Source organism: Thalassolituus pacificus (genome assembly GCF_025318105.1).
Classification (GTDB): domain Bacteria; phylum Pseudomonadota; class Gammaproteobacteria; order Pseudomonadales; family Oceanobacteraceae; genus Venatoribacter; species Venatoribacter pacificus.
In genome coordinates this window covers 410,968-432,170 of the sequence record NZ_JAOANI010000028.1, presented here as the reverse complement: position 1 = coordinate 432,170, position 21,203 = coordinate 410,968, and the positions used below count along the sequence as shown (strand labels likewise).

Genomic DNA, 21,203 nt, shown 5'->3' with positions numbered 1-21,203 from the left:
TGAGAGGGGGCGGACTGTACTGGAATTAGCAGGGTGAGTCCAGAAAAGCCCCGTGTGCAAATGTAGCGCAGCGTAATAACCGTGGGGATCGGTTGCTGAAATCAGCCTGGCTCCTGAGTGCCGAATTCCTCGGCTACGTTGCGGCTGAAGGCGCGCAAGGGCCGCAACACAAACACCAGTAAAATCACTGGCATCAGCAACAGCCACAGTGCGGCAATAATCAGCACCGATAGCCACACTTCGCGGCTGCTGTTGGCAAACAGCCGTTGTTCAGAAATAACAAAGGCGAAATGCTCGCGCGGACTTTTTCGGCGGTCAAAGGTCGAAGCAAAAATATAGTACGGCTGCCCGTTTATGGTGGTTTGCTCCAGCCGGTTTTGCGTTGCACTGTGCTGCGCCATGCTGATTAACTGCGGATAGGGCACCACCGCAGGCACCGTGACTCCGGTTTCTTCTGCCAGCCATTTATCATATAAAAATTGCCAGGTTTCAGGGCGGATACTGGCCAGAACCTGATCCAGAATATCGGCCAGCGGTTGCAGTTTTTCCTGTGTTAACAGTTTCAGCCCTTGTGGCAGTAATTCCAGCCCCTGCACCTGACGGTTAAAACGCAGGCCGCCGATAAAATATTGGTCAGCGGTGAGTTGCAGCGTCAGGGCCATGTCCAGTGTTGCATCGGCCTTACCCTGGCTGACCGCTTCCAGTGCACTACGGGCGTTGCTTACCTCCAGCAGTTTGATCTGCGGATAATTGCTGCGGATTATATTGGCGACCGTCCAGCCGCTGGGAATGGCCAGCACTTTGCCTGTCAGTTGCTGCAAACTGTTGATTTCCACATCGTTCTGGCGCTGCACAACAGCATAGGGTAACTGTAAAAAAGGCTGGGTCAGTGCGCCGGATAATTGCTGGCGGCTTAATACCGGTTGCAGTATTTCCAACTCTCCGCTGCGAAATAATTCCATTAGTTCCGGCCAGGCGTAACCATTGACAAATTCGATGTTCAGGCCGGTCATTTGTGCGATAACGCGTAATAAATCAATGCTGTAACCGCGCGGTTCGGCGGATAGCGCAAAGTCGATTGGCGGCCAGTCGGTTTCGTTAGATATACGCAAACGGCCAAGGCTGTTTATATAGCGTGCCTGTTCATCGCTGAGGGCAAAAAGTTCTGTCTGCGGTAAGCGCTCTTCATTCTGCGCTTCAGCATTACTGGCAATGATTTCGCCGCTTTGCTGATAGAGAAAAATCTCACCATCCACGCTCAACGGCTGGCTGCGTAAATGCGCATTTAAGGTAGAAAAAGCAACATCGACGGCCAGCACAGCCTGGCCGCCATCCAGCTGGGTGCTGTAGCTTTGTCCGGGTGCCTGTAAATGCTGGAATAAATACGGTGGGGTTTTATTCACGCTGCCATGTTGTGCGCTGGTATACCAAAGGCGCTGGCTGGCGTTGTAATCGCTGGGTTCTTCACGGACAAAGGTTGGTTGTAACTGTTCATCGTAAAATTCAAACCGGCGGCGGCGTTGCTCTCCACTGCCTGTCACGATGATGGCGGCCCAACGGTCTGCCGGTGCCGCTTTTAGCTGACGCCGAACAGCGTCACTGCTGTTCAGGTTAACCAGTTCGTACAAATTACCATTGCTGAAACCAATATAAATGGCATAGAGCACCGGGTTATTACGCATAACTTCAGCAAATAACGCTGGCGTAGCGCGGTTAACCCATTGTCCTTCAACTAACTGTGGGTATTGGGCCAATACACGGGTGGTTTGCAGGGCATTGCTGTCAAGATTACTGAGGTAGTCACGTGCGGTGGCAGCGGTTTGCTGGTAACGCGCGGTGACGGAATCCAGCACCAGCGCGCGACTGAAATAGTAATGCAGACCCAGGGCAACGGCAGCGGTTATGAGTGTTACCAGCACAACGGCCACACTCAGATGAAACTGCAGAACCGCTGCCGAACGCGGATACTGATGGTGCGTTTTGTCCAACCAGTGCATCTGCGCCTCCCTGCCCGTGCTCCGGGTGTCTGCTTATGTATTATTCAGCATAAACCAATAACACATCACTGCCGCTTATATCAGTTCGGCATCCAACTGACGGGTAAGAACAGCCATCACCTGCTCTTTCAGGGCTTCGGCCACTTCCCGTCCTTCAATGCCTTCGGCCAGCTTGATTTTTTTACCGTCGGCCTCAGCCCACAAAGTAAAATATTCCGTCTGAATACCACGATGATCGGTAGAGGTTAAGCCAACATCCAGATGCAACTGGCTGACCGAAGTAATGCGGCCACTGCGCTGGTACAAAGACAGTCCAAACAGCCGCCGCACCATACGCACCTCACCCGGAGTGACATCGGCCTCCAGGCTGCGGCCAAGCCAGAACAGACCAAACCAGGTGACCAACAATCCGGCCAACAAAAATACCGAGCCCATCAGCCATAACATGGCTTCACCCTGAGATGCCAAATACAGCAGAAAAATACCCACGCCATCGAACAGCGCACCAAACAGCACCATGCCCAGCGCCATACCGTTGCTACGGCCGCTCTTGCTGTCGAGGTGCAGGGTTTCTCCCTGGGTTGCCATGCCGATCTGCTCGGCGGCACTTTCACGGGCGTCTTCGCGTTGCTGCTGATGCCAGGCTTCCTGATCGGCAGCCGGCATCTGAAAGGACGATGCCTGCAGGCCTTTTGCGACCGGAATACTCCAGCTGCGCTCAAACTCAACATCCTGACGGTTATCGCCGCGCATTGCCCGGCTGTTATCGACCCGCGGATTTCGCGCCGTTGAAGCCGCCACGCTGACAATACCTTCGCAGTGCAGATTCCATTGAATACGGCCCCGATAACCCGATTGGGAACCGGTGCCCGGCAAATCGGCGGGTACATCAAATACCGTATGCACATCAAAACCGCCGTTATTCGGCTCACAGTATGCACGGCCTTTGTTCTGCCAGATCACATCGTGATGGGTCTTGCTCTCTTTACCACTGCCGGTGCTGTAGATATGCACACAGGTTAAACGCACCTGCGGGGGCTTCACCCATTCACCGCTGGCCAGGTGAAAATAGCCGCCCACCTGTCCGCCGGCCTGGCCGGGTAAAGGATCCGGATAAAAAAGCGTCTGGCCAATCTGCAGGTAGCGTTTACGCATACGCAGCGCAAAAAATATGGCCCCACTACCGATCAGAGGGAACAGCAGTACCAGCAACCCGGCCCATTCGCCGTCTTGCAGGGCGGCCATTACCGGTAACATGGCCGGTAAAGAAACCAGTAAAAAGATAATGCCGAAGGCCAATAAAATCTTATAGCTACCACGCTGATCGCTGGCGATCCCATTGCGGGCGCTGTTTATATTTTCTGCGGTGTTTTTAGTGCGCAAACCCATGTACATAATGCCGCCGCCCACCAGCATAAAGATGGCACCGAAAATACCGCCAAATAACAACATTTCCGGCCGCAAACTGCGATCCAGATAAGCACGCTGCGGATCCTCCGGATTCACATAGGCATACACCTGACCATTCTCTTGTTCAGCGTCCAGACGCGCATAGAGAGACGGCCAGAAATCACCAATATTATCCGAGCCACCGCCAAGGGCGACACGGTCATTCTGATAAGTGCGGCCGTTGAAATCGTATTGATAAAGGGCCTCAACGCTCCAGGTTACACTGTCATCACCGTAGTGAGTGTTCAGCTCCAGATTGTTGATGGTTGCCGGTACGGCAACCCAGCTCTCACTTTCAAAGTATCGCATCAGGTTATTGCCCGCCGTAAAGGCAGCGACCGCAAAGCCAACAGCAAAGAAAATAAAACCGAAGATTACAACGCCCCAGCTTTTGCCGGATTTTGACGAATCGCTGGTTTGCCCGCGTGTGGTGCTGGCGTTAGATGATGAAGCTGTCATACAAAGTCCCTGGGTCAGTTAACACCAATTGAATCCGGCCTGCTGAGAATCAGTTTTTCTCAGAACAAGAACAGAAAAGTGATGTCAGCGGCGAGATGGGTAACGAACAACCGTGCTAATGGAAAACTGGCCTCAGCCGGCTAAAAATCCCTTACCCTGCGGTGCCGTTCGTTTGCTTAATCCGTTATGCCACACTCTCAGCACTTGCCTGAAAAGTTTTCAGCCGATAACAGGCCTGCTAAATATGGTTTAACAGGCCCTGAATAAATAACGGGCAGTATGATGAAACACCCGGCCAGATGCTGCAATGCCAATGATTATTTTATGCCTGTCAGTGCGACCAAGGTCACACTGCAAACAGAGGTTTTACAAAAACAGTAACTGTGGCAGGCTGAGTAACCGCTGATCAACAGGGAATCGTTCACATGAATGCTGTACGCCGCTGGCTCGCTCATCCGTTAATTGTTATTGCCATGGCGGTGATCTACATCGTTTCGCAAAGTATGATCGCCCATACCCTGCAACAGGGCGGTGCCGAAGCCTTACTGTTCCGTTTTCAGTTCTGCTATCAGGCGGATGCGTTTAATGCGCTGCTGCACACCATCAGCGATGCACAGTTAAACGCGCTGCAACAGCACTTTGCCTACGATCATGCACACCCTCTGTGGTACGGTCTGCTGGCATTATCACTGACCAGCTGGCTGTTTAATCTGAATGCATTGTCCGCGCGCTGGAATCTGTTGCTGTGGCCCGCCATTCTGATGTCATTGCTGGATGTGGTTGAAAATACCATTCACGAACCCTGGTTTAATATGCTGAGCACGCCAAGCGATCCGTGGGTGATGATTGCCGGGATCAGCGCCACCCTAAAATGGACACTGGCCGCACTGTATCTGGCCGGAGCACTGGCACTGACGGTGCGTTATATCGGCCTGCGCAAAACGCTGACGCAATAGCAGGCAACTCTGTGATGCAGCGTCTGCGATACGGCACCCGCGATACAACAAAACGGTGGGGGCGGATGCTACACTGCGCACTTTCACGTTACGGATGAACACCATGAAGCAACGCACTCATACCCTGCTCATCGCGGCGCTGGCCACCCTGCTCAGCGCCTGCGGCAATAACGAAGTGGGTGATGTTTCACTGGGGATATTTACCCTGAAGGACATTAAACTGAACGTTATGACCGATCCGATAGTAACCGGCGTTACCTGCCACGTTGCTTCTATTGAAGCGAATCTGAGCTTCTCTGATCCCAGTGACAGTTCCATTTCCTGTCGTCAGACCGGTGAAATTACTGCCGCCATGATTGCGCAGATTGATAAAAGCCCATCCGGTGATGTGGTGTTTAAAAAATCAAAAAGCATTTTCTTTAAAAACATGAAAATCCGCCGTATTTACGACGCCGAAAGTCAGACGCTGATGTATTTATCGTACGCCACCAAAGAAACCTCCGGCAGCTTTAAGCACAGTTTATCGACCGTGCCACTGTGGGGAACGCAGGCGTACAATCATGTGCCTCAGCCGGCCAAAAAGTAAGGCATCGCTGATAAAAAACCGGCAATAAAAAGGCCTGCTACAGACAGGCCTTTTTATTTAAAACAGCGTCTGCTTTATCGCTTATCTGCGGTTTTAAGCTCAAAATCACTGGCATCATGCCGTTCATGCAACTGCTCGTGCGGCTCTCCCCAGGTGCGGTTGACCTTACGGCCACGTTCGACAGCCGGACGGGCAGACACGGTATTGGCCCAGCGCAGAACATGGGTATAGGTGTGCGCTTCAATAAACTCGGCGGCATCGTATAAACCACCTTGAACCAGCAAGCCATACCAGGGCCAGATAGCCATATCGGCAATGCTGTATTCTGCACCGCACATAAATTCGTTATCGGCCAGATGGCGATTCAGCACGTCAAGCTGGCGCTTGATTTCCATGGTGTAACGGTCGATCGGATACTGATATTTTTCTGGCGCGTAGGCATAAAAATGACCAAAGCCACCGCCTAAAATCGGCGCGCTACCCATCTGCCAGAACAACCAGTTGAAACACTCGGCACGTCCGGCGGCAGTCGATGGAATAAAGGCATTAAATTTTTCTGCCAGGTACATCAGGATGGAGCCCGATTCAAACAAACGCTGCGGCGGATTAACACTGTGATCCATCAGCGCCGGGATTTTTGAATTAGGGTTTACGGCGACAAAGCCGGAACCAAACTGATCGCCTTCCATGATATTAATCAGCCAGGCATCGTACTCTGCACCGCTGATTCCGGCGGCCAGAAGCTCTTCCAGCAGGATGCTGACTTTCACACCATTCGGCGTGGCCAGTGAATACAGCTGCAGCGGATGCTGGCCAACAGGCAGTTCTTTTTCATGGGTCGGCCCGGCAACAGGACGGTTAATATTGGCGAATTTACCGCCGTTACCCGCCTGCCACTGCCAGACTTTGGGCGGGATGTAAGTTGTTTCAGTCATGAGGCTCCCCTTGCGGATGAACAGATAGCCTCAAGTGTACCCTTTCCGCCCAGCAACGCCACGGCAGGTAAGGGTCACTTTATAGCGAATGACGGCACACTGAGTTGCAGCCTCACAGTTGCGCGTGCAAAGCGCGCAGCAGAGTTTCCGTTTCCTCCCAACCAATACAAGCGTCGGTAATCGATTGCCCGTACTGCAATGTGCCATCGTCATTCTGGCGTCCGGCCTGAATGAAACTTTCCAGCATTAAACCCAAAATACCGCGATTACCGGCAGCCCGCTGAGCCACCACTTCCTGCGCAATCGCCACCTGGCGTTCGTGCTGCTTACAGGCATTATCGTGGCTGCAATCCACCAGCACTTTGGCGTGGCAGTTGCCTTTTTCCAGCTCCGCCAAGGCATCCGCCACCGATTGCGCATCGTAATTGGTAATGCCACGGCCACCGCGCAGTACCAGATGCGTGTCCGGGTTTCCCGGTGTGTCGAGCATCGCCATCTGACCGTCCACATCCACGCCCAGCGTATGGTGGCTGTGACGCGCAGAGATCATCGCATTCACCGCATTAGCGGCCGAACCATCGGTGCTGTTTTTAATGCCCACCGGCATTGGCAGATGGCTGACCATTTCACGGTGAGTCTGCGATTCGGCGGTGCGTGCGCCGATGGCGGTCCAGCTCACCAGATCGTCGAGGTAGCGCATTACCAGCGGATTCAGTGCTTCGGTGGCCAGCGGTAAACCCAGCTCTGCCAGTTGCAGCATAATGCCGCGCGAGCGTTCCAACCCCAGCGCCATATCGCCTTTGCCGTTACGCTCCGGATCATAGGCCAGCCCTTTCCAGCCGATGCTGGTACGGGGTTTTTCCACGTAGGCGCGCAATACAATCAGCAGGCGGTCGCTCAGCTGTTCATTCAGAGCCGCCAGCCGGCGGCCGTAATCCAGCACCGCTGCTTCATCGTGAATGGAACAGGGACCGGTGACGATCAGCAGACGGTCATCGTTGCCATTGAGCAGATCGCGGATCTGCTGACGCTGCTGATCAATCTGTAACGCCAGCGCTTCGTTAAGCGGCAGATCAGCCTTGAGCTGGCGCGGTGTGCGCAACGGCCGTACCGCCGGGTCATTGCTGCTTGTCTGCTGAGCCGTTGTCTGTGCTTCTGCCGGATGTTGGGTTGTTGTTTGTGTGTTCATGGTGCAGTCCTCAATGTATTTGTCAGCGTATTTCCTGCGAATCAGAAGTGCGGCCAATAGCGGCCGCCGCTAAATCGGCGGTACTGATGCAACAAACAAACAGCGGACTGAGCTTTCATGACATATTCCTTAAATTCTGCAAAGCCAATAACAAAAAACCCCGAAAGGCGGACTGCCAATCGGGGTTTTCCGGTGGCAGTCGGTTCTCACCGGACTGCCTTAACTGCATGATGCAGATTAAGCGCGGCCCGGCTCCTGGCTAAAATAGCCATAACCAAACCACCAATATTTAACGTTCTGAACAGCAGATACAGCGCTGCCTGCTGCAGAAGCAGCATGGGCAGAGAGCATGTTCAGTACGCGGGAATCAGTATTCATAGCGCTTAATACTACGCCGAAAGGCCGACATTTCAACCCCGCAGCGCGTTTCATCCATGATAATTTTATGAAACAGAGTCATTAACCGGCCACCGGCTGCGGCTCTTCAGCGTCACCCCTGGCGTCCAGATCAGCACCAATCGGGCTGGCACTTTCTGGCGCTGGCATGGCAATCACAGTCACATTGAAAACCGCCAGCGCCAGTCGCACCCAGGGCAGCAACAGGAAGAAAACAGCCAGCAACACCGGGTTTTCGTAGTAATCGTTGAAGTAGAAAAACAGCTGCAAACCAAAGAATAAACCGGGCAGCAGTATGGCCAGCAATACCGTCTTCAGTGGATTCCAGCCCATATTGCGCAGGCGCTGAACCAGAAACCAGAACGCCACGATCACGGTCACAATCAGTACCAGAGCAAACCAGACCAGCAGTTTCTCCTGACGTGAAGACGAATAACCATAACCATTGCTGTAACCAAACAGTGCCACGACTCCGGCAATCAGCAACAGTGCAGCAACCACACCCAGCACAGTACAGCGCCAGAAAAACTGAATACTGTTGAGCTGCTCTTCAGCCGCATAACGCGGATTCATACGCAGCAACGGATGCCGTGGCTGGCTGACGCTCAGCGCCGGACGGAACAGCACATAAATATGAAATAACAGCCAGCCGGCACTGATGCCCATCATGGTGAACATCATCACTTCAGATGGCGAGTTGTTCATATTGATATTCGACATATAAGGCACCAGCGACAGCAAGCCGTAATTCAGCAAGCCAACCGGAACCATCAGCCAGCGACCAAACATACGGCAGGCCAGAATGACACTCAGCACCAGCCACAGCGGATCAACCAGAATATTGATGGAGAAAAAGACCCACATCAGCTCAACGTAGTCGGAATGAGGACCGCTAAACGCATAACCTGAATCCGGGAAGACATAAGCACTACCGGCATGTAACGCGCCCTGTATTGCGAACAGAATAAAGAACGCCAGCATATAGCGGTCACGATCAATGCGTCCGTCAAGAACGCCGGTCTTTTCGCCGCTGTATTGGTCGCGCCAGAACAGGTCTTTTAATAGCAATAACATGATAAATAATCCTTTTATCGGTGTGACGCCGGCAGTTGAGGAACTGCACGGACAAAATGGGGCAGAATAAGCGCTCGTCTCTGTATGACCGCTGCATTCCCTGCCCGGCATCAGAAAGACGGTACAAAATGTAAAAATCCCGGTCATTGCCGGGATTTTTACAAGCTGTGCTGATTACACTATTAATTTCTGAATCAGTAAAGATCAGGCTTCAGCAATAATGACCGCGCGCAATGGCGCCGGATAACCTTCGGCGGTTTTATTGCGGTCTTGCGGATCGAGGAAATCGGCCAGCGAGTTAAAGTGCATCCAGTCGGTGGTGCGCTGCTCATCCAGCGAGGTCTGGTTCAGATCCACCACCCGGGCATTTTTAAAGCCCACACGGCGACACCAGAGCAGTAGTGTTTCCGTGCTGGGAATAAACCACACGTTACGCATCATGGCGTAGCGGTCTTCCGGCATTAATACCTCACCCAGCGCGCCATCAATCACCAGGGTTTCCAGCACAAGCTCACCACCGGGGCGCAGGGCATCTTTTAATTCCTGCAGGTGATCAATCGGTGATTTGCGGTGATACAGCACGCCCATGGAGAACACCGTATCAAAGGCTTTTAAATTGCCCGGCACGTCTTCCATTTTCAGCGGTAATAAATCGGCGCGGGCACTGTGCCCCGTAGCCTGAAGATAGCGTTTATACGCCTGAAACTGCATCAGGAATAAACGTGACGGATCGATACCAATCACGCGGTAAGCACCGGCACCCAGCATGCGCCAGATGTGGTAACCGGAACCACAGCCAACATCCAGCACCACGCGGCCATCCAATGGCGCGAGGTGCGGAGCCACCCGATCCCACTTCCAGTCGGAACGCCATTCGGTATCAATGAGTGTACCAAAAAACTGAAACGGCCCTTTGCGCCAGGGCATTAACCCTTCCAGGCCTTGCTGTAATTGTTCCTGCTGAGCAGCCGTAATAAGGTCGCTATTCAGTGCAATATCATGGCGGTTTAAGTCGGCATTAATCTGCGCAATGGCGGGTAACTGCTGCAGCGCATCCAGCCAGCGCTGCTGATCGCCGTGTTCTTTTTCCTGCAGCACCAGCTCCAGCTGGCGCGGTAAAACCTTCGCCCAGGGCGCCAGTTTGCCTTCCTGCATAAAGGCCAGCACATCATCAAACCAGTGCAGAATATCCTCACGCTCTGTCATTACTTAACCGCTAAAAAAGAAACAAAATTAAAACACTGATACCAGCGTATCACCTGACGGAAACCGGCCGCTTTAAGGCGTTCAATATGCGCCTGTTCGCTTTCCGGAATCAGTACGTTTTCGATGGCGCTGCGTTTCTGGGCAATTTCCAGATCGGAATACCCATTGGCGCGTTTAAAGTCGAGGTGCAGTTCGTCCTGCAGCAACTGCTCTTCTGTGCTGAAGCAGATTTTCTCCGACAGAATCAGCGCTCCGCCTGGCAGCGTCGCTGCGGCAATTCTGCTCAGTAAGGTCAGACGCTGCTCAGGGGCAATAAACTGCAGCACAAAATTCAGCGCCGTGACCGAGGCATTGTCCAGCGGATATTGCAGAATATCGGCACAAACCATTTCTACCGCGACGTTACCTTCATCCAGAGCAATATAGTGCTCGGCGCGCTCAATCATTGATGCTGAATTATCCAGACCAATAATACGGCAGCCTGCAGCACGTTCACCCGCCGCCTGTATTCCATGACGCATGGCCAGCGTTACCGCCCCCAGCGAACACCCCAGATCGTACAGGTTGGAACCCGGCTGCGCATAGCGGCCGGCAATAATGCCCGACATCGCCACGGTTTCGGCGTAGCCCGGTACCGAACGTTTGATCATATCCGGGAAGACACGCGCCACAGCACTGTCGAAGGTAAAACTGGCAACCTTCTGCTGCGGGGTATTAAAAATAGTATCGGGCTGTTGATCGAAGTCGGACATGGAAAACTGACCAGATTTTGTGCAGGGGGCGCATTCTAACGGATGGACAGCAGAGCGACCAGCACCGGACGCCATTCACGCCAGCCAAAAGTCGTACGTCCAATAATACCCAGCCGCTTAATACTATTTACTGATAGACCTGTTAAAAACTTATAAAAATCAGCAAAACCTGTTTTGACGACGCTGATTCTGCTCTTTATGGTGCCGCAGTCCTCAAGGACTCGACAGGGAAAGTCGGAGATCAGACTGCCAGAAACTTAGTGGCAGACATCCGGTTCTCTGTCGTTCTTACAACACTATGGAGAATCCGCATGAATGCAATGCTGAAAACCGCCGGCCTGAGCTTACTGGCATCCGGACTGATCGCCTGTGGCGGCGACGAAAATCAAGATGCTTCTGTTCCGCAGAATTATCACAACATCACCACCCACATGCAGGGTACAGTATTTGACGCTGTTACCGGCGCACGCATCAGCAACGATTCACTCAAAGTTATGCTGGTTCAGGGTGATAAATACCGCACCGCTAAATTGAACAAAGAATACGGTGGCGATTACTTCATCAGCGATATTCCGACCTCGACTGAGAACAATGTCACCTTCCGCATGGAAGCCACGGCAACAGGTTATCAGCCTGTTGTTGCTTCTGTTGACTTCATGGCTGATACAAACAGTCTGCAGGATAAGAACGCATGGCGCATGGGTAACTTTTACCTGTATCCACTGGGTGTCAGCGCTGCAGATATGACCGTTACCGTTACCTACAACGGTGAAATGATTGAAGGTGCAACCGTTCAGCTGCAACCAAACACTGGTGGTAACACTCTGACGGCCGACAGCATTAATGTGATTGCTCCGAACAATGGCTTCCAGGGTGCAATCACTGCCACAACCGATGCTGAAGGTAACGCTGTATTCTCCGGTGACGCTCTGGTTCTGGGTGGCCGTTATCAGGTACAGATTCTGCCAATGAGCTACAAAGGCATTGAACTGGGTCAACCTGCTGCCGTTAACGTGAACATCGGTACCGACATCATCCACCAGCGCGTAGCAATGGCCGATATCGTACCGGGCACCAACGACGGTCTGTACGTTGCTCAAGCATCTAACGAAGACGACAACGCCATTAACAGCAATGGTTCACTCATTCTGAAACTGAGCCGTCCGGTCAGCATCGTTAATGAATCACTGGCCAGCGCAGCACTGACTAACGCTACCACAGCGGTGCTGGACAGCAACAGCCAGGGCAGCGAAGTGACTGTTACTCTGTCTACCGACGGCCTGACTCTGACTCTGCAGCCAAACTTCAGCACAACTCCGGTATCGTTCAATGGCAGTAACAGCGGCACTGCGGATAATGCTATGTTCATTACTTACAGCAACCTGTTTGTTCGCCTGCAAGACAGCGACACCACCGAGCTGTACGACGTATTGAGCCTGGTAGATACCAGCGGCGCAACTGTCAGCGGCCGGGTAAACGTTACCGTAGCTTTCTGATAGTGAAACATAAAAAAGCACCGCTTTGCGGTGCTTTTTTTTGCCTGTTCCGGACTGTAAAAAATTCAATCAGACTCAGATACGTCATCCAGCAGTAACTGACCATCCTGCTCCAGTGCTTCTTCCGATAAATCACGCGACAATTCTTTCTTCGCCCGTACGCCCAGCTGTAAAAACTTCTCACTCTGGCTGAGCAAATTACCGCGCCCGCTTTTCATTGAATTCCAGGCATCGCTGTAGGTTTTTTGCACGGTCTCCAATTGATTACCGACCTTTTCGAATTTCTCCACCACGATCACCAGCTTGTCATACACCTTAGCCGCCTGATCGGCCAGTTTCTCGGTACTTTTACTGCGCCGCTCAATGGCCCAGATACTGGCAACGGTTCGTAATGTGGCCAGCAGCGTCGTGGGTGTTACCACCACGATGCGGCGCTCAAAGGCTTCGTTAAACAAGGCTTCGTCCTGCTGGAATGCCAGCATAAAGGCCGGTTCAATCGGCATAAACAAGAAGACAAAATCCGGCGAGTTAAGACCCGTTAATTGCTGATACGCTTTGTCGCTCAGACTGCGGATATGGTTACGGATAGCCTCCACATGACGTCGCGCGGCGGCATCACGTTCGATGTCAGTTTCAGCGTTAACATAATCGGTATAGGCATTGAGCGAGACTTTGGAGTCGACAATGATGTGTTTATTTTCCGGTAAATTAATAATCACATCCGGACGATAGGTTTTACCGTCATCATTCTGATGACTCTGCTCGCGCTGGTATTCCTCGCCCTTACGCAGGCCGGAACGGTCGAGTACGGTTTCCAGTACCATTTCTCCCCAGTTGCCCTGCATTTTTTTCTCGCCACGCAGTGCCGTGGTTAATGCATGCGCTTCGGCGGTAATCTGCTGGTTCAGTTTATGCAGGTTTTCGATCTGGGTTTTCAGCTCGGTGCGGTCTTTAACGTCATTCACATACACGTCGTCGACTTTTTTACGCAGCCCTTCCAGCTGGTCTTTAAACGGCATTAATAATGAATTCAGACCCTTCTGACTCTGCTCACCGAACTGTTGCTGCTTTTGCTCGAAAATTTTATTCGACAGATGTTCAAACTCTTTCAGCAACTGTTCTTTATTCTGTTCCAGCAAAACTAACTTTTCTTCCGCGCTGCGCTGTTGCTGTGTCCGCGCTTCCTGCTCAGTCGCCAATTGCTGTTGCAGCTGATTTAACTGCTGTTGCAATTGCTGTTGCTGCAGGTTTTGCTCCTGACGCTGCTGTTCCAGCTGCTGGGCCTGTTGCTGCAGATTCTCACTGCGCTCCTGCCAACGCGCCTGGGCAACACTTTGCTGTTGCAGTTCTTGTTGAACCTGCTCCAGCTTCTGTTGCTGCACATTTAAACTCTGGTTCAGTTCGGTGTTTTGCTGTTGATATTGCTGCTCTTTCTGCTGCCACTGTTGTTCTGCCTGCAGCCATTGCTGTTGCTGTTGGTCAAACTCCTGCTGGCGCTGCTGTTGTTCTTTGTGTGCCTGAGCACGTTGATAAAACCAGCCCGCAGCCAGCGCCGCTGAACTAATGGCCAGCGCCGACAAAGCCAGCTGCATTACAGACAATTCAAACATAAAACCCTCGTCAGACAAAAAAGCGGCATAAACTCATAAGCCGCTGAAAACTCAGAAATGTGCGCGTACGCCGGCAATAATACTGTCAGCGTCAATATCGTTGAATTCAGTGGTGGAATATTCGGCGAACAGCACCAGGTCGTGCTGATTGGGCAGAGGAAAATTAAAGCCTGCACTGCGCATGGAAGAACAGCCATCGTCTGACCAGGGTTCCAATACACCGTTCACCGCCGTACTCCAGCAATGGCGGCCATAACGCACCCAGGGGCCGACGCCATTGGCCAGTGGTAAACGCAGAGTAACATCCCAGCCAGCACTGATACCGTCGAACTGGGCGGCTTCTGCATTCTCGTTAATGTTTTTATCGCCCCACAGCCATAAACCCAGACCGGTGCTGACGCCCGGAATCCATTCAATGCCACCTCTGGCATACACCAGATCGGTCAGCAGGGTATCAGACTCACCATCATCGGTACGCTCTTCCGGAATACTCTGGGTACTCAGCCCCAGTGCCAGTGCGGCATAACCCTGCGGTTGCCAGGCCTGTGCCGCCCTTGGCACGAACAGCAGGCTCAGAAGCAGAAACAGCAGACCTGCGCTGTACCGGCCGTTCATCGTGTTGTCATCGGAATACATCATGTTCAGTCCTGTTATTGCTGTGCTCATGAGGCCAAATGCCCTGTCGCCATTTGCCACCTTGCGGGCCAATCTGTGTTGATTATGCCTGATTACTGCGGCATTGCGTGCCAGTGAATTGCCAAACTGGTTCCATCGTGCAGAATCGACCGGACAATAAAAATCTCACCATTAAGGATAACTCCATGAAAGTCGCTGCCTTAGCGCTGCTTGCGCTGACCCCGCTGCTGACCACTCAGGTTCAGGCCAGCTCTTCCACTCCAAGCATGAACAGTAACTACTCCACCCACCCGGTGCAGTGGTACAACGCGGTATCCGAACTGGAATACTTTGATACCAATTTCACCACCACCTGGGTAACCAATCCGGCCTGTGATAACAGCGCCGACTTTACCGCCGTCACCTACAACATTTTCCATAATGTGGGCTTTGTTTACGACTTCGGTGATGAAATGGAACAGTCACTGGGCAAGGTCACTGAATGTGCCGACGTTATTATGCTGCAGGAAGCCTGGGACTACGACGATATGTACGAAGACGGCCCGGTGGATGATTTTGCCGCACGCGGCTTTGAAGACACCTACGGCGGTGGCAGCAACTATTGCAACGGCAGTGATATCGAAGCCGACTGCCCGGGACTGATGATTTTCTCACGCCACGGTTATGCAAAAAAACTGGGCTACCACAAATACAACGCCACCAGCGGTATTGATGGCGTAAAAGGCAAAGGCGTGATTGGGGCCATTGTCGAAAAAAATGGCCAGTATATTTATGTATTTAACACCCACCTGGTTTACGGCAGCGCCCAGCATTTTGGCGGCAACAGCAGCGATGATAACGCCCGCCGTGGCCAGATGAACGAAGCCATCAGCTGGATGAAAGAAAAAATCGATGCCAACGCGGCACAATTTCCACCAGCCGCTGTGATTCTCGGTGGCGATTTTAACACCGACCTGCAAAACCCGGCGGCTGTGCAAAACGTCACCCAAAGCAGCCTGTGGGATCAGATGGCATTAATCCGGAATCAAAGCACCGAAGTACGCGATGGCCTGCAATATTCTTACTGGCCGAAAGACGCCTGCTGTGAAGACACCGGCCCGAATGGCCTGGCCACCGATGACTACGCCTGGTTCGACTACACACTGGTGTTGGACGCCGCCAACTGGAACATTGACGCCCCAACCACCGGCTGTGGTGTCAATCGCGTAAACACCAGTGTCTGGGCACCGGAATGGCGTGGACAGGATGGTCAGCGTTACCTCGCTTACTACACCCACAGCGATCATTACGGCAGCCTGACCGAAATTGATTTCTGCCAGCCATAAATGATCATCGTAAATGACCACCCCGATGCATCGTAAAAAAACCGTCCGGTGGGTGCTGCTTGCAGCACTCGCCGCCGGATTCACGCTGTTATTACTACAATGGCGCGCACCACTGACTCAGGTCAGCGCTGATGCTGCTAACGTTGCCAGCAACGACCAGCAGGCGACTTCCGCTCAGACCCCATCCAGCGGGCACACTCTGGCAGAAGCACCGGCCTCGCTGCGCGAACGCTTACACCAAAGCCTGTTACGCGGTGCCCAACAAGCAAGCGCCGAACAACTGACACAGGCCCTGAATACCCTGCGCTGGACCGACAGCGAATGGCAAGCCGACCCCGCAGCCGGGCTGCAACGCTTGCAGCAACGCTGCCAACAGCAACTCAGCCGTGCCTTTGAACGCAACGCCGACGACAGCGACATACAGCAACTCTGTGAACAGCAATTGCTGTTATCACTGGCGGAAAGTCAGGGCTTAACCCTGGAACAGGCCAGTCGTTTTATCGCCATCAGCCAGGAAAATCCTCAGCCGCTGAAACAGTTTCAGCAACGCTCACCGCTGAGTGACTTCGATAATCCGTTGCAATTTTTTGAACAATACTGGGCCAGCCAGGATGCACTTTACGGTACCAATATCAGCCATAAAGTTTTCGGCGCCCAACGCGATGGCATGCGTTTTAATCAACGCTTTCAGGATTTTTTAGCACAGGCCAAAAACCTGCCATTAAAAGACCGTCTGACCTGGTATGAACAACAGCAGCAACAATTCGCCAGCCAACATGGTCAGCCGTTAAGCGTCCTCAGCAGTGATGCCATTGACCACGTTAACCGCCTGATCAGCCTGTACGAAGCCGGTGACTCTGCCAATGCTGACGATAAGCTGCAGCAACGCTACCAACTGCGTCGTCAGTATCTGAGCGAAACCAGCGCCGAACGCTGGCGCAAACGCGAAGAAAGACAATTAAATGAAAGCGGGGCATTAGCGGAACTGAACTGACACCGCTCCGGAGGCTGCGGCAACCTCATTCCCCTCAGTTATTCCGGAGCATCCTCGTACTAAATCATCAAGGATGATATTACGCCTGTGCTTCATCTGATCAGTGTTCTAATAAATATTGCTGTTTTTTCTGCAATATAAATCAGCTGTAAAATAATTATTCTGCTTTCCACTACCATTGGCCTTCCGCTTCAGCAGAAGCTAAACCAAGAGGACAGCGTATGGAACATGCATTTTACGTTCGAATGACCACCGCAGGGAAAGGCGACTCCGGAACTGATTACAGAATACATTTCACCCTGCACGGCCTGAATTCCAAGGGAAAGATGATTTCCTCCCCATCATTTGAAATTTTAAGTTGCCGTGGGCTTAAAGATAATAACAGTGTTGCGTCACCTCATTCCGATCCGTTCGCAGCAAAAGAAATTCCGGTAATGGTGGAGGATCTGGTATCCCCTACCAGCATTACCATTTCCTGCCTGCACAGTGATGCTTACCGTCCCTGCGTCGTTGTTTTAAGATCCGGAAAAGATTCCTGGGTTTTTCCGAACTACAGTAACGCAGCCACCGAAAAAGAACATGGTGTCAACAAACCTATCACCATTCCGGTTCTGGATTTCCAGCAACAGGATTGGGATGAAAGCCATCTTATCTGCCCTACTCCGACCAGTATCAACGATAATCTTCTGGATTCACAGCCTGTTTTAATCTGCCACAAACGCCTGCCTGATTTAAACAACAGCAAATACAGAACATTAAAAGTGAGTGCATTTTACAAGCTGATCTATTCCGGCACTGCCATTAAAGGAAGTCCTATCGACCGAACCATAGAAGTAAGTGCTGGCGTCGAAAACGAGATATCGGTTACAGAGCAGGTCAGTGCCAGCCTGGGTGTGGAAGCCAGCTTTCTGAGCATCGGTGCGGAAATATCCAAAGAAACAACCCATACCCAAAAGATAGCCAGCCACACGACGGTCACCCAGAAACTGACCGGAAGCACTGACGACTCACCGATCCGTATTGCCTGGTGGCAGAAAGTGTATCGCTATGAAGTACAAGGGATAAACAAGAACTGGGGAAGCTCAGCGATATTCGATGATCCTCAGGATTCTAATATCATAAAAACCTGGTACCAGGAGCCAGTCGAATAAATAAACGCATTAAGATTTAAACTGCCTTAAACAATATCCGCTCATCACGATCAGGACGATGAGCGGATATTTTCTTTTTTCATACCCACGACCAAGCCCCGAACTCACCTGCCCCCTGCTCACCTTATCCCTGCTCAAAAGTCCCGCCTTCCGCCCGGCAATCCCCCGGATTGCGTAACGGGCAATCAGCTAACGATAAACAACCACAACCTATGCAGCTGTCGAGCTGCTGCTGTAATAAATTCAGGTCAGCTATTTTCTGTTGCAGTAACGCCTGCCACTGACGCGACATGGCCTGCCATTGTGCGGCGGTCGGTGCACTGTCTTCAGGTAATACTGCCAGTGCCTGTTTAATTTCGCGCAGGGTGATGCCGGTGCGCTGCGCCACCTTAATCACCGCAATACGGCGCAATACATGGCGGCTGTAACGGCGGTGATTAGCATTATTACGCCAGCTGCGGATCAGCCCTTCTGCTTCATAAAAATGCACGGTGGATACCGGAATATCACAGCGCCGGGCAATCTCACCCACGCTCAATGCGGTTTTGTCTGCGGCAACCGGCTGCGGCATAACGCTTGACCTCAAGTTAAGTTGAGGTTTTATGGTAGCCGCCGGTTCCATTATTGAGAAGACTATTTATGTCACAGACCGTCACATCCCCGGCTCAGACTGTCGCGGTACAGGCCCCCGCAATCCCCAGAATACTGCCGCCAGCACGACAAACCTCAGCGCTCAGCCTGATTATTATCTGCGTTCTGGTTGGCCTGAATCTGCGCCCGGCACTGGCGGCCATCGGCCCGGTTGTAACGCTGCTGCAACAGGATACCGGGCTGAGCTTCAGCGGTGTTGCCTGGCTGACCCTGCTGCCGGTACTGGCGATGGGTATTGGCTGCTTTGTTACCTTATGGCTACGCCGCCATATCAGCCTGGCGCACTTAATTCAGGGCGCTTTAGCCTTGTTACTGCTCGCCAACCTGTTGCGCCTGATCGACGCCAGCAGCCTGAATGCCGCGTTATTATTATTGACTTCATTACTGGCGGGCTCCGGTATTGCCGTTATTCAGGCAACACTGCCGATTGTGGTTAAGTCACTCGCCAGCGACAGTGCCAGAATTATGGGGTTTTATGTCAGCGCTATTATGGGGGGGGCGGCGTTAGCGGCTGGCCTTACTCCTTTTCTGGCACAGTGGCTGGCCAGCTGGCGCGCTGCTCTGGCCTTCTGGGCGGTACTGGCGGTTGTCGCGTTAGTGGCATGGATGCGCTGGACAGCACGGACACAAATTCAGCCTGCGGCAACATCAGCGGAAAATCAGCCCGCACCAGAGGCTGAAATACCCTCTGAGCCATTACCTGAACAGACAACGGCGCAAAGCTTCAGCCGCTACCGTCTTATGTCGTTAGTCGCGACTTTCAGCATGGCAGCCGCAGGTTATGTGTGCGTTCTGGCCTGGTTGCCGCCGTTTCTTATTGACCTTGGCTACAGCAACACAGAATCCGGATTAATGCTGGGTTATCTGACCGCAGTGGAAGTGATTGCCGGATTACTCTTTCCGGCCTTGGCTGCAGGCAGCCCCGACCGCCGCCGGGTATTATTCAGCGTGCTGATATTATCCATCGGTGGTTTTATCTGGCTGGCGTATTTTCCGCTGACAGGTGCAGTGCCGTTGCCATCTGCAGTATTCACCCTGGCATCAATGCCCATAGTGCTTATCCCACTGACGCTGCTGGGGCTGGGTATTGGCGGACAATTTCCGATGATTATGATCGTTACTATGGATCATCACCCGGATGCTCAACAGGCAGGGTCATTAATTGGCAAAGTGCAGGGCTACGGCTACAGTCTGGCGGCAATTACGCCGTTAATAATGGGAAGTGTGCGCGATCAGCTGGGTAATTTCAGTGCCGCCTGGCTGGCTCTGGCCATTATCTATGCTGCCGCCTTGCTGCTGTGCAGCCGTTATAACCCGGTGCGTTATCCACAATTGCTGAAGGCGCGGCAGTAAAGAATCGCTTCTGCTTCAGGCTTTTATTGCAGGCTTCCAGTACAGGTTTTTAACATCACGTCACCACCGGCACTGTTCAGCAGAGTATTAACGGTATCGTTCATGGTCTGCAGGCTAAGAGGCCAGTCGGGTGTTTTTTTGCTGCGCGGAAAAATCATATAAACCACGGTGCCGGAAGGCGTACCGGCACCGGTTCTTGGATTCGGGTTATCGCCGCCCAAGGCACTGGCGAGCGCAATCGACATATCCCCCAGCGTCGCTCTGGCCGGGCCAATATCCGCAATAATAAAAGGCGACGACTTCCCATTACTCAGATTCAGCGCATACCCAAAATCGCCTAATATTCCGGTGCCTTTCTTTTTATAAAAATCACCGGGAAATACCAGATACGGCACAGAGCGGGAATCGACATAACGCTGTGGATCAGTCACCGCTTTCTGTTCATCCTGCAGGGATGTACGCGAAACTAAAAAGCCTTTAAAAGTGCCCTCTGGCTGCACATAAGCCTGCGCCGGATTATCCGGGTCAGCGACAATGGCCGAACGCCACCAACTGTGTTTTGGATACCCCCCATTGGCCGGACAATCCAGTCCTTTAAAGCCTTCGCCCTGCGTACAGTGCAGGCTGACATCATCCGGGTGATAGGCATTGGGCGCACCATCGGCATCCACCCTGACCTCATTAGCGGTAAACAGATAAGCGTTCTGCTCACTGTGATGCAACAATGCCGTACCCTGAAACTGATCCCACGCCGTGAAAACACAGCCGGATTCGGCCATCACCTGCGATACCCACAGCGGCAGCATAATAAGAAGAGCCATTCCTTTCATAGTGATTCTATCGTCCTGACAACACAAAGAACGTTGAGTCTATCGGACACATCCACAGAAAACACCCGCAGGCGGTATCAGACGCATGTATGTACAGGTTGTTACTGACAAAAAACAGCAGAAGCCACAGCCCTTTTCCATTAACATCGATTCAACTT

Annotated in this window: 18 protein-coding genes; 7 read left to right on the top strand and 11 right to left on the bottom strand. The window is 52.4% G+C overall.

Translation table 11 applies throughout. From position 1 onward, the window contains the following. Positions 1-101: 101 nt before the first annotated feature. Complete coding sequence (locus NYR02_RS16685) at positions 102-1,997, bottom strand: transporter substrate-binding domain-containing protein (RefSeq protein ID WP_260977487.1); 1,896 nt, start codon at positions 1,995-1,997, stop codon at positions 102-104. Positions 1,998-2,072: 75 nt separating this feature from the next. After that, complete coding sequence (locus NYR02_RS16680) at positions 2,073-3,905, bottom strand: DUF3592 domain-containing protein (protein ID WP_260977486.1); 1,833 nt, start codon at positions 3,903-3,905, stop codon at positions 2,073-2,075. Positions 3,906-4,330: 425 nt separating this feature from the next. On the opposite strand from NYR02_RS16680, the gene NYR02_RS16675 reads away from it, so the two are divergent. Beyond that, the gene (locus NYR02_RS16675; protein ID WP_260977485.1) at positions 4,331-4,861 is read left to right on the top strand and encodes a hypothetical protein; all 531 of its coding nucleotides are present in this window, start codon (positions 4,331-4,333) and stop codon (positions 4,859-4,861) included. Between the two features lie 103 nt (positions 4,862-4,964). Next, the gene (locus NYR02_RS16670; protein ID WP_260977484.1) at positions 4,965-5,447 is read left to right on the top strand and encodes a CreA family protein; all 483 of its coding nucleotides are present in this window, start codon (positions 4,965-4,967) and stop codon (positions 5,445-5,447) included. A 74-nt stretch (positions 5,448-5,521) separates the two neighbouring features. Here NYR02_RS16670 and yghU read toward each other — a convergent pair whose 3' ends face one another. The 5 genes from yghU to cmoA all read right to left on the bottom strand — a co-directional run bounded on the left by yghU (position 5,522) and on the right by cmoA (position 10,999). Then, positions 5,522-6,382: a glutathione-dependent disulfide-bond oxidoreductase gene (yghU, locus tag NYR02_RS16665; protein WP_260977483.1), complete on the bottom strand. Its 861-nt coding sequence runs from the start codon at positions 6,380-6,382 to the stop codon at positions 5,522-5,524. Between the two features lie 112 nt (positions 6,383-6,494). Next, positions 6,495-7,571, bottom strand: a complete 1,077-nt coding sequence (locus tag NYR02_RS16660; protein WP_260977482.1) for a 3-deoxy-7-phosphoheptulonate synthase — start codon at positions 7,569-7,571, stop codon at positions 6,495-6,497. A gap of 459 nt (positions 7,572-8,030) precedes the next feature. Beyond that, complete coding sequence (locus NYR02_RS16655) at positions 8,031-9,041, bottom strand: hypothetical protein (protein WP_260977481.1); 1,011 nt, start codon at positions 9,039-9,041, stop codon at positions 8,031-8,033. A 204-nt stretch (positions 9,042-9,245) separates the two neighbouring features. After that, positions 9,246-10,247, bottom strand: a complete 1,002-nt coding sequence (cmoB, locus tag NYR02_RS16650) for a tRNA 5-methoxyuridine(34)/uridine 5-oxyacetic acid(34) synthase CmoB (RefSeq protein WP_260977480.1) — start codon at positions 10,245-10,247, stop codon at positions 9,246-9,248. Further along, positions 10,247-10,999 (bottom strand): carboxy-S-adenosyl-L-methionine synthase CmoA, encoded by a 753-nt coding sequence (gene cmoA, locus NYR02_RS16645; protein WP_260977479.1) that lies wholly within the window; start codon positions 10,997-10,999, stop codon positions 10,247-10,249. The genes cmoB and cmoA overlap by 1 nt, the downstream gene beginning before the upstream one ends. 311 nt (positions 11,000-11,310) lie before the next feature. Here cmoA and NYR02_RS16640 point away from each other — a divergent pair, with 311 nt between their 5' ends. Then, a complete protein-coding gene (locus tag NYR02_RS16640) occupies positions 11,311-12,495 on the top strand; it encodes a hypothetical protein (RefSeq protein WP_260977478.1) in 1,185 nt (394 codons plus the stop codon). A gap of 65 nt (positions 12,496-12,560) precedes the next feature. Here NYR02_RS16640 and NYR02_RS16635 read toward each other — a convergent pair whose 3' ends face one another. After that, complete coding sequence (locus NYR02_RS16635; protein WP_260977477.1) at positions 12,561-14,105, bottom strand: DNA recombination protein RmuC; 1,545 nt, start codon at positions 14,103-14,105, stop codon at positions 12,561-12,563. A 51-nt stretch (positions 14,106-14,156) separates the two neighbouring features. Continuing rightward, the gene (locus tag NYR02_RS16630; RefSeq protein WP_260977476.1) at positions 14,157-14,744 is read right to left on the bottom strand and encodes an outer membrane beta-barrel protein; all 588 of its coding nucleotides are present in this window, start codon (positions 14,742-14,744) and stop codon (positions 14,157-14,159) included. A gap of 182 nt (positions 14,745-14,926) precedes the next feature. Here NYR02_RS16630 and NYR02_RS16625 point away from each other — a divergent pair, with 182 nt between their 5' ends. The 3 genes from NYR02_RS16625 to NYR02_RS16615 all read left to right on the top strand — a co-directional run bounded on the left by NYR02_RS16625 (position 14,927) and on the right by NYR02_RS16615 (position 18,211). Then, a complete protein-coding gene (locus NYR02_RS16625; protein WP_260977475.1) occupies positions 14,927-16,066 on the top strand; it encodes an endonuclease/exonuclease/phosphatase family protein in 1,140 nt (379 codons plus the stop codon). Between the two features lie 13 nt (positions 16,067-16,079). After that, positions 16,080-17,060 (top strand): hypothetical protein, encoded by a 981-nt coding sequence (locus tag NYR02_RS16620; RefSeq protein WP_260977474.1) that lies wholly within the window; start codon positions 16,080-16,082, stop codon positions 17,058-17,060. Positions 17,061-17,281: 221 nt separating this feature from the next. Continuing rightward, complete coding sequence (locus NYR02_RS16615; protein WP_260977473.1) at positions 17,282-18,211, top strand: hypothetical protein; 930 nt, start codon at positions 17,282-17,284, stop codon at positions 18,209-18,211. Positions 18,212-18,335: 124 nt separating this feature from the next. Here the strand turns inward: NYR02_RS16615 and soxR are convergent, their stop codons facing one another. After that, positions 18,336-18,782: a redox-sensitive transcriptional activator SoxR gene (soxR, locus tag NYR02_RS16610; RefSeq protein WP_260977472.1), complete on the bottom strand. Its 447-nt coding sequence runs from the start codon at positions 18,780-18,782 to the stop codon at positions 18,336-18,338. Between the two features lie 68 nt (positions 18,783-18,850). Here soxR and NYR02_RS16605 point away from each other — a divergent pair, with 68 nt between their 5' ends. Beyond that, positions 18,851-20,215: an MFS transporter gene (locus NYR02_RS16605; protein WP_260977471.1), complete on the top strand. Its 1,365-nt coding sequence runs from the start codon at positions 18,851-18,853 to the stop codon at positions 20,213-20,215. 23 nt (positions 20,216-20,238) lie between these two features. Here NYR02_RS16605 and NYR02_RS16600 read toward each other — a convergent pair whose 3' ends face one another. Then, positions 20,239-21,045 carry a glycoside hydrolase family 75 protein gene (locus tag NYR02_RS16600; protein ID WP_260977470.1) on the bottom strand — a complete coding sequence of 269 codons (807 nt, stop codon included), beginning with the start codon at positions 21,043-21,045 and terminating at the stop codon, positions 20,239-20,241. Between the last annotated feature and the right edge of the window lie 158 nt (positions 21,046-21,203).

Excerpts from the sequence above, each read along its gene's own strand:
- cmoB (WP_260977480.1), bottom strand. The coding sequence starts at position 10,247 with ATGACAGAGCGTGAGGATATTCTGCACTGGTTTGATGATGTGCTGGCC.
- NYR02_RS16660 (WP_260977482.1), bottom strand. The coding sequence starts at position 7,571 with ATGAACACACAAACAACAACCCAACATCCGGCAGAAGCACAGACAACG.
- soxR (WP_260977472.1), bottom strand. The coding sequence starts at position 18,782 with ATGCCGCAGCCGGTTGCCGCAGACAAAACCGCATTGAGCGTGGGTGAG.
- NYR02_RS16680 (WP_260977486.1), bottom strand. The coding sequence starts at position 3,905 with ATGACAGCTTCATCATCTAACGCCAGCACCACACGCGGGCAAACCAGC.
- NYR02_RS16615 (WP_260977473.1), top strand. The coding sequence starts at position 17,282 with ATGGAACATGCATTTTACGTTCGAATGACCACCGCAGGGAAAGGCGAC.
- NYR02_RS16620 (WP_260977474.1), top strand. The coding sequence starts at position 16,080 with ATGACCACCCCGATGCATCGTAAAAAAACCGTCCGGTGGGTGCTGCTT.
- NYR02_RS16600 (WP_260977470.1), bottom strand. The coding sequence starts at position 21,045 with ATGAAAGGAATGGCTCTTCTTATTATGCTGCCGCTGTGGGTATCGCAG.
- NYR02_RS16655 (WP_260977481.1), bottom strand. The coding sequence starts at position 9,041 with ATGTTATTGCTATTAAAAGACCTGTTCTGGCGCGACCAATACAGCGGC.
- NYR02_RS16675 (WP_260977485.1), top strand. The coding sequence starts at position 4,331 with ATGAATGCTGTACGCCGCTGGCTCGCTCATCCGTTAATTGTTATTGCC.
- cmoA (WP_260977479.1), bottom strand. The coding sequence starts at position 10,999 with ATGTCCGACTTCGATCAACAGCCCGATACTATTTTTAATACCCCGCAG.
- yghU (WP_260977483.1), bottom strand. The coding sequence starts at position 6,382 with ATGACTGAAACAACTTACATCCCGCCCAAAGTCTGGCAGTGGCAGGCG.
- NYR02_RS16635 (WP_260977477.1), bottom strand. The coding sequence starts at position 14,105 with ATGTTTGAATTGTCTGTAATGCAGCTGGCTTTGTCGGCGCTGGCCATT.
- NYR02_RS16630 (WP_260977476.1), bottom strand. The coding sequence starts at position 14,744 with ATGATGTATTCCGATGACAACACGATGAACGGCCGGTACAGCGCAGGT.
- NYR02_RS16625 (WP_260977475.1), top strand. The coding sequence starts at position 14,927 with ATGAAAGTCGCTGCCTTAGCGCTGCTTGCGCTGACCCCGCTGCTGACC.
- NYR02_RS16640 (WP_260977478.1), top strand. The coding sequence starts at position 11,311 with ATGAATGCAATGCTGAAAACCGCCGGCCTGAGCTTACTGGCATCCGGA.
- NYR02_RS16670 (WP_260977484.1), top strand. The coding sequence starts at position 4,965 with ATGAAGCAACGCACTCATACCCTGCTCATCGCGGCGCTGGCCACCCTG.
- NYR02_RS16605 (WP_260977471.1), top strand. The coding sequence starts at position 18,851 with ATGTCACAGACCGTCACATCCCCGGCTCAGACTGTCGCGGTACAGGCC.
- NYR02_RS16685 (WP_260977487.1), bottom strand. The coding sequence starts at position 1,997 with ATGCACTGGTTGGACAAAACGCACCATCAGTATCCGCGTTCGGCAGCG.